The 1062-nt window shown below is 57.6% G+C and carries 2 protein-coding genes; one reads left to right on the plus strand and one right to left on the minus strand.

Annotated features, from left to right (window positions below; translation table 11 throughout):
* A partial coding sequence (locus EN991_RS37445; protein WP_164769716.1) for an Lrp/AsnC ligand binding domain-containing protein occupies nt 1-238 on the plus strand: 238 nt, incomplete at its 5' end.
* 415 nt (nt 239-653) lie between these two features.
* Here EN991_RS37445 and EN991_RS37450 read toward each other — a convergent pair.
* On the minus strand, nt 654-1062 hold a 409-nt coding region (locus EN991_RS37450), incomplete at its 5' end, for a M20/M25/M40 family metallo-hydrolase (RefSeq protein WP_127370587.1).

A 1062-nucleotide genomic window follows, 5' to 3' on the forward strand; every position in this document is an offset into this window, starting at 1 on the left:
GATTGAGATCGAGGGCCATGCCGCCGACCGCGTGGTCCGGGCGCTGGGCGGCTTCCCGGAAGTCTCGACAATCCATACCACCAATGGCCGCTGGGATCTGGTGGTCGAGCTTGGGACCGCATCACTGACTGATTTTGATGCGGTGCTGCGCCGCATCCGACTCATAGCCGGCATAACGGGCAGCGAAACCAGTCTGCTCCTGGCCACGCCGCGGACTACCCGAGCACGATTGACCTAGTTCTGAAATAAGCAGAGGGTCGACGGCTAAGCCGCCTTACCATCTCAGGGTCAGCGCAAAAGCGAAAATCACCAAGGCAACTAAAATAGTGATTGCTGGAGCTCGCCACGGGGAAACGTGAAGGAAGCTTTGAGTTCTCGTGAAAACTGGTTGGCGAGGGGGACGCCTGCGAGAAGGGTTCATTGAAAATTGGTCCGCATTGAGTGATTCTTAGTCGTTCGCTATTTAGGGTCTGAGTACCTCGATCGTAAATTTCATGGCGGCCGGGATCTGGTGTGAACCGCTATTCGCAGTCGTTCCTGGACGTCTCGCTAATCGCGGCGACGCGCCTCACGTCAGTCGTTCCATCTGATATTGTCGCACTCCACACCGGCATCGGGTCCGAACTGAGTGGGTCACGTCCCATGTTAACCTGCTAACAATAGGCGAGCTTGTAGAGTGTCCCGGCCAGCACCTTGATGCCGTCGACGATGTCATCGATCGAGGAGAACTCCTCAGGTGTATGGCTCCTGCCGTCCTTGCTCCTGACGAATATCATCCCGGCCCGGGCGATCCTCGACATCTGCTGTGTATCGTGGCTGCCGCCACTGGAGAGTGCGCCCAGCCTGACGCCCTGCTCCTCCGCCGTCGCCTTGATTGCCGCAACGATTTCGGGGTGACAGATCAGGGGCTCTTGGTTCTCAACCACCGTGATCTTCACTTTGAGGCCACGGCGATCCGCGACCTCCCGGATCAGATTTTCGTGCAGGGTATAAAGCCGCCGCACAGCATCTGGATCAGGATGCCGGGCATCGATCATGAAAGTGACTTTCGCAGGTATGATG

The organism is Mesorhizobium sp. M7A.F.Ca.US.005.03.2.1, assembly GCF_003997795.1.
GTDB classification, from domain to species: Bacteria; Pseudomonadota; Alphaproteobacteria; order Rhizobiales; family Rhizobiaceae; genus Mesorhizobium; species Mesorhizobium ciceri.